Origin of the sequence: Pseudomonas sp. C2B4 (genome assembly GCF_013359695.1) — a bacterium.
In the GTDB taxonomy this organism is placed as follows: domain Bacteria; phylum Pseudomonadota; class Gammaproteobacteria; order Pseudomonadales; family Pseudomonadaceae; genus Aquipseudomonas.
In genome coordinates this window covers 1-6,578 of record NZ_JABFMU010000113.1, presented here as the reverse complement: position 1 = coordinate 6,578, position 6,578 = coordinate 1, and the positions used below count along the sequence as shown (strand labels likewise).

The window sequence follows — 6,578 nt, the reverse complement described above, 5'->3', positions numbered from 1 at the left end:
CTTCGCTGCACCTACATGCAGCGTGTTCGACTGCGTCGAACGGCGCTGCGCGCCACTCCCCGGATAAACGCCTCACTCAGCCTCCCGAAGGGGCGGGCAGATCAAAAGCAGCCGAGGCGAGCTGACACTCGACCTCACTGCTGTTCGCGTTCCCCTGTGGGAGCGTGGCTTGCCCGCGAAGGCGGCCTAACAGCCGACCTATCTCTCGCGGATGTACCCAATCCCCTGTGGGAGCTGGCTTGCCAGCGATGGCGGCCTGGCAGCCGACCTGATTCTCGCTGGTTTACGCAATCCAACTGTGGGAGCGAGCCTGCTCGCGAAGGTCGTGAACGATAACGCGTAAAACCAGATGCCCCACAGCACCCTCGGGTTTTTCGCGAGCAGGCTCGCTCCTGCAGAAGCGGCGTCAAACCCACAATAAATAAAAAGCCCCGGCTCTTCCGAGTCCGGGGCTTTTGCATTTCAACGGCTGACGATTACAACGTCGGGTAGTCGATGTAGCCAACCGGGCCTTTGCCGTAGAACAGTTCCGGGCGCGCCTCGTTCAGCGGCGCATCGGCCTCCAAGCGAGCCGGCAAATCCGGGTTGGCAATGAACGGAATACCGAAGGCCACCGCATCAGCCTTGCCGCTGGCCAGCCAGGCGTTGGCGCTGTCCTTGGTGAAGCGCTCGTTGACGATGTACGGGCCGCCGAAGGCTTCCTTGATCTGTGGGCCGAGGCTGTCGTCGGCTTCTTTTTCGCGGGAGCAGATGAAGGCGATGCCACGTTTGCCCAGTTCCCGAGCGACGTAGGTGAAGGTTTCGGTCAGGTTGTCGTCACCCATGTCATGGGCGTCGGCGCGCGGTGCCAGGTGTACGCCGACACGACCGGCGCCCCAGACTTCGATCGCGGCATCGGTCACTTCCAGCAGCAGGCGTGCACGGTTTTCCAGGGAGCCGCCGTATTGGTCGGTGCGTTGGTTGGTGCTGCTTTGCAGGAACTGGTCGAGCAGGTAGCCGTTGGCGCCGTGGATTTCCACGCCATCGAAACCGGCGGCCTTGGCGTTTTCCGCGCCGACACGGTAGGCGTCGACGATGTCGGCAATTTCAGCGGTTTCCAGGGCGCGCGGGGTCGGGAAATCGGACAGTGGGCGAACCAGGCTGACGTGACCTTTAGGCTGAATGGCGCTTGGGGCGACCGGTTTTTCGCCGTTCAGGTACGACTCATGGGAAACCCGACCCACGTGCCACAGTTGCAGGAAGATCTTGCCGCCGGCGCCGTGGATCGCCTTGGTCACGTTGGTCCAGCCGCGCACCTGATCGTTGGACCAGATGCCCGGGGTGTCCGGGTAGCCGACGCCCATCGGGGTGACCGACGTGGCTTCGCTGAGGATCAGGCCAGCCGAGGCGCGTTGTACGTAGTACTCAGCCATCAGCGCATTGGGTACCCGACCTTCGTCGGCGCGGCAGCGGGTCAGCGGGGCCATGATGATGCGGTTGGCGAGTTCGAGGTCGCCCAGTTTGATCGGATCGAAAATAGTCGTCATGAAATAGCTCTCTCGTGAAGATCAGTTGGTAACAGGGGCCAGTTCGGGGTCGCCGTTCTGACGGAAAGTGATCAGGGTCGCCAGCAGGGCGAGTACTGCCAGAGCCGCTGCCGCCAGGGGCACGCTGGTCAGGCCGAAACCGTGGGCGATGACGCTGCCGCCAACCCAGGCACCCAGGGCGTTGCCGACGTTGAAGGCGCCGATGTTCAGGGTCGACACCAGGTTCGGCGCCGCCTTGCCGTAGGTCACCACGTTCACTTGCAGGGCAGGCACGGCGGCGAAACACGCGGTGGCCCAGAGGAACAGGGTGATCTCGGTCGGGATCAGCGCGACGCTGGTCCAGGTCAATACGGTGGAGACCACGGCCATGGCGATGAAGACGCCGATCAGCGTCGCGGCCAGGCCTTTGTCCGCCAGCTTGCCGCCGATGATGTTGCCGACGGTCAGGCCCAGGCCAATGAGCATCAGGGTCCAGGTCACGCCACGGGGCGAAACGCCGGTGACTTCGCCCAACAGTGGCGCCACGTAAGTGAACAGGGTGAACACCGAGGCGGCGAACAGCGCGGTCATGCTCAGCGACAGCCAGATACCGGCGCCTTTGAGGGCACGGAGTTCGGCGCGCATGTCGAGTTTTTCTTCGTCACGCTTGGCCGGCAGGAAGCGAATCAGGCCGATCAATGCAATGACGCCGATCACGGTCACCGCCCAGAAGGTCGAGCGCCAGCCGGCTTCCTGACCGAGCGCAGTGCCCAGCGGCACGCCGAGGACGTTGGCCAGGGTCAGGCCGGTGAACATCAGGGCCACGGCCGAGGCGCGTTTGTTGGCCGGCACCAGGCCCGCCGCTACCACCGAGCCGATACCGAAGAAGGCGCCGTGACACAGTGCTGTCACCACGCGGGCAAACATCAGCACGTTGTAGTCACTGGCCACCGCACAGAGCAGGTTGCCGACAATGAAGATGCCCATCAACGTGACCAGGGCGGCCTTGCGCGGCAGCCTGGCGGTGGCCAGTGCCATGAACGGCGCACCGATGGCCACGCCCAGGGCGTAACCGGTCACCAGCCAGCCGGCGCCGGGGATCGACACACCGAGGTCGGCCGCCACATTGGGCAGCAGGCCCATGATGACGAATTCGGTGGTGCCGATGGCGAAGGCGCTCAAGGCCAATATAAGTAGCGAGAGGGGCATCGTTTGTTTCCTTTTGGCTGGCTGACGTTAAGGGTCAGAGCTCTTTGCTGAAGATGCGGAGGAACTCCTGGATGGTTTCCTCATTGCGTTTGAAAAAGTGCCACTGGCCGACTTTGCGACTGCTGATCAGGCCGGCGCGTTGCAGGGTCGCCAAATGGGCGGACACCGTGGACTGCGAGAGGCCGCAACGTTGATCGATCTGCCCGGCGCAAACGCCGTGCTCGTTGCTGTGAGACTGATCGGGGAATTCGACGGTCGGGTCTTTGAGCCAGTGCAGGATGTCTCGCCGTACCGGGTGCGCCAGGGCTTTTATTATTTCGTCGAGGTCAAGGTTCATGATCGGGGGCTCGTGATTAGTAAAACGCTATATCGCGATGAAGCGAACTTTAAATCGGTATTTCGCGATATACCAATATGATTTCGATCTGACGACCGCATAAATCGATATATCGGGTTATAACGATACGAGGATTGTATAGGGACATGGGCGCAGTGCTAAGCTGCGCCCATGAACTATCTCGCACATCTTCACCTCGGTGGCCAGCGTCCCGGTCAATTGCTCGGCAGTCTCTATGGCGATTTCGTCAAGGGACGGCTGCAAGGGCAGTTCGATCCGGAGATCGAAATGGCCATCCAGCTGCATCGCAGCATCGACGTGTTTACTGACCGCCATCCGTTGGTGGATGCTTCGTTGTCGCGTTTTTCCCTGACCCGCCGGCGTTACGCGGGGATCGTCCTCGACGTGTTTTTCGATCACTGCCTGGCGCGGGACTGGCGGCTGTACGCGGACCGCCCGCTGGAGCTGTTCACCTCGGATGTGTACCGGGTGCTGTCCAGTCAACAACAATTGCCGGAGCGCCTGGCGAGGATCGCGCCGCACATGGTGGCCAATGACTGGTTGGGGTCTTATCGGGAGTTCGAAGTACTGGAGCAGGTGCTGCGGGGGATATCGCGGCGTTTGACCCGGCCGGAGGAGCTGGCGGCGGCGATGCAGGAATTGCGGGTGTTGTATGAGCCGTTGAGCGAGGATTTCCGGTTGTTCTATCCGCAGCTTCAGGCGTTCGCACAAAACCGGCCAACACCATAAACCCATTGTGGGAGCGGGCTTGCCCGCGATGGCGGTGGTTCAGCCAACATAGATGCTGGATGATCCGGCCTCATCGCGGGCAAGCCCGCTCCCACAGGGACATGTACTCAGGCAGCAATTGCCGGGCGCATCGGGGCTTGCTGGGTTTCCGGAATCGCCCCAAACAACGCCTTCTGCACCGCCTGCTGCGCTTCGAACGCCAGTGCGGCACGCTCGCGGCCTTCGCAAGGGATCGGCTTGAGCAGATGAATCTCCACCGCGCCCCGGTCATTGGCAAACAAGCGCATCAGGTGCGAGAGCAAATCGTCATCGCCAACGAACGGTGCCAGCGTATCGGGCTTACCGTCACGAACATAACGAATCGCCACCGGTTGCAGCTTCACTTCGGAATCAATCGCCGCCGACAGCAGGCGACCGTGGAAGGTGCGCAGGGAACGGCCATCGGTCGTCGTGCCTTCAGGGAACATCAGCAGCGGATGCGCCTGTTGCAGGTGGCGGGTCATCTGTTTGCGGATCAACTGGCTGTCGCCCGAACCGCGACGGATAAACAGGCTGCCGGCCTTGGCCGCCAACCAACCCGCCACCGGCCAGGTGCGCACTTCGGCCTTGGACAGGAACGACAGCGGCGTGAGCATCCCCAGCAGTGGAATGTCGGTCCAGGACACGTGGTTGCTGACCCAGAGCATCGGCGATTTCGGCAGTTCACCCTGCACGGTCACATCGAAGGGCAGGGCGTTGCTCAAGCGCGCCATGAAAAACCGCGACCAGCGCTGGCGGCGGACCATCGAGTGAGCCAGGCCCAGGCGCTCGAACACCCCGAATACACTGGCCATGCCCAAGCCGAGCGCGACCACCAGCAGCACTCGAGCGATTCGCGCGTACACGCGCAACCGAACCATTACACAGCCGCCTTGAAGTGTTTGGCGTAGCGCGGGCAGAGTTCGTCGCGCTTGAGCAGGATGAACACGTCGGCGACCTGGAAATCTTCGTCCCAGCACGGTTCGCCGCAAATCTTCGCGCCCAGGCGCATGTAGGCCTTGAGCAGGGGCGGCATTTCGGCGATCACGTTCGATGGAATGTCCAGGGTCGGCAGCGGTTTTTTCGGCTCGGCCCGCAGGTGTTCGGTGCACAGGTAACGTTCGCGCAGGCGCTGCATGATCGCATGGGCCTGGATGCCGCCGTCCTGCATCGGGATGCTCGCGCATCCCATCAGGTAGCTGTAGCCACCCTGGTTCAGCACCTCGGCCAGCTCGCCCCACAACACGGCGATGGTGCCGCCGTTGCGGTAGGCCGGGTCGACGCAGGTGCGGCCGATTTCGAGGATAGGACCCTTCAGATGAACCAGGCCGTGCAGGCTGAATTCTTCTTCGCTGTAGAACTTGCCCAGGCTGCTGGCGGCCGTGTGATCGAGCAGTCGGGTGGTCGCCACCAGGCGCCCGGTGTTCAAGTCACGCACGCCGATGTGGGCGCAATGAACGTCGTAGTCATCCATGTCCAGACCCAGCTCCGCGCCTTTGAGCTTGGCGTTGAATTCGCCGCTGAACACGTTGAAGCGCAAGGCCTGTGCCTCTTGCAAAGCCTCGGCGCCCACCAGGCGTTCGGCTTGCAGGCGGCGTTCGTTGCCGGTGTCGCTGATGCGGGCGATCTGAGTCATGGCGAATCTCCGTGCGGGCTGCTCACCCGTCTTTGGGTTACAGCGGATCGACTTTCTTTATCCAGCCTTGTTGTGCAAAGTCAGGCTATGTAGCCCCGGTGTCATCGCCGTTAAGCTTTGGTGATGCTTATATGACAGCCCACAAGGAGCCTCTTATGCCCTGGCAAACCCTGTTGAATCGCCGCGATCGCTTGCCCGCCTACCCGGACCTGGGCGAAGGGTTCGTGACGCTGTTGCAGCTGTTGGGAAATGTCACTCCGTTCGAACTGGCCGTGGCCGGTGGACGCCTGATGGCGACCCCGGGGCTGGCGTTTCTGGTCGGGTATCAGGCGGCGCTGCGCATGCTGTGGCCGAGCGCGCCGCCCAGCCTCGGCGCCTTGTGCGCAACCGAACAACGCAGCCTGCGGGTGGCGGACATGCAGACCCGCCTGCGGGATCTGCGCCTGAGCGGGCGCAAGGATTTCGTCACCGCCGGCGATGCTGCCGACTGGCTGTTGATCGCTGCCCGCAGCGAACAATCGGGCGACGACCCACGGCTGAGCCTGGCGGTGGTCTATCCCGATGAGCCGGGCGTGCGGGTGGAGAAACTCCCGGCAATCCCGTTGATGCCGGACATCAGCCACGGCCGTTTGTTTCTGGACAACGCACTGTGCGAATTGCTGGCGGGGGATGGTTGGGATGCCTACGTCAAACCGTTCCGCACCCTGGAAGACATCTATGTACTGAGTGCGATGACGGCGTGGCTGTACGGCGTCGGCCAGGACAGCGACTGGCCGCAAAACCTCCAACTGCGTTTGCTGGCGCTGCTGGCCGGTTGCGCGGAAGTCAGCCGCCAGCCACCCAACAATCCGGCAGGGCATGTGTTACTGGGCGGGTTGTTTGCGCAGTTCGAGGCGCTCAAGGGGGAAGTGACTCAGGCGATGGCCGATGGCCCGCCATCGTGGGCGGCGATGTGGCAGCGCGATCAGGCGGTGATGGATCTGGCGGCGGGGGCGCGGGGGAAGCGGTTGGCCAAGGCTTTAGCGGCGTATTAGCGGGCCCCTTCGCGAGCAGGCTCGCTCCCACAGTTTGAAATGCATTCCCCTGTGGGAGCGTGCCTGCTCGCGAAAGCGATATCACAAGC

Annotated in this window: 7 protein-coding genes; 2 read left to right on the top strand and 5 right to left on the bottom strand. The window is 62.7% G+C overall.

Annotated features, from left to right (window positions below; genetic code table 11):
• Positions 1-476: 476 nt before the first annotated feature.
• Genes HNQ83_RS30750 through HNQ83_RS30740 form a run of 3 tightly spaced genes read right to left on the bottom strand, consistent with a single transcriptional unit; the run spans position 477 to position 3,051 of the window.
• Positions 477-1,526 (bottom strand): alkene reductase, encoded by a 1,050-nt coding sequence (locus HNQ83_RS30750; protein WP_175392600.1) that lies wholly within the window; start codon positions 1,524-1,526, stop codon positions 477-479.
• Positions 1,527-1,547: 21 nt separating this feature from the next.
• Entirely contained in the window at positions 1,548-2,714 is a 1,167-nt protein-coding gene (locus HNQ83_RS30745) for an MFS transporter (RefSeq protein ID WP_175392599.1), read from the bottom strand.
• A gap of 34 nt (positions 2,715-2,748) precedes the next feature.
• Positions 2,749-3,051 carry a helix-turn-helix transcriptional regulator gene (locus tag HNQ83_RS30740; RefSeq protein ID WP_175392598.1) on the bottom strand — a complete coding sequence of 101 codons (303 nt, stop codon included), beginning with the start codon at positions 3,049-3,051 and terminating at the stop codon, positions 2,749-2,751.
• 171 nt (positions 3,052-3,222) lie between these two features.
• On the opposite strand from HNQ83_RS30740, the gene HNQ83_RS30735 reads away from it, so the two are divergent.
• Positions 3,223-3,801 (top strand): ACP phosphodiesterase, encoded by a 579-nt coding sequence (locus tag HNQ83_RS30735; protein WP_175392597.1) that lies wholly within the window; start codon positions 3,223-3,225, stop codon positions 3,799-3,801.
• A gap of 107 nt (positions 3,802-3,908) precedes the next feature.
• On the opposite strand, the gene HNQ83_RS30730 is transcribed toward HNQ83_RS30735, so the two are convergent.
• A complete protein-coding gene (locus HNQ83_RS30730) occupies positions 3,909-4,700 on the bottom strand; it encodes a lysophospholipid acyltransferase family protein (protein WP_175392596.1) in 792 nt (263 codons plus the stop codon).
• On the bottom strand, positions 4,700-5,455 hold the full coding sequence (gene olsB, locus HNQ83_RS30725; protein ID WP_007903792.1) for an L-ornithine N(alpha)-acyltransferase: 756 nt from the start codon (positions 5,453-5,455) through the stop codon (positions 4,700-4,702). Before olsB ends, HNQ83_RS30730 begins: the two co-directional genes overlap by 1 nt.
• Before the next feature lie 155 nt (positions 5,456-5,610).
• Here olsB and HNQ83_RS30720 point away from each other — a divergent pair, with 155 nt between their 5' ends.
• Positions 5,611-6,489, top strand: a complete 879-nt coding sequence (locus tag HNQ83_RS30720; RefSeq protein ID WP_175392595.1) for an acyl-CoA dehydrogenase family protein — start codon at positions 5,611-5,613, stop codon at positions 6,487-6,489.
• Positions 6,490-6,578: the final 89 nt, after the last annotated feature.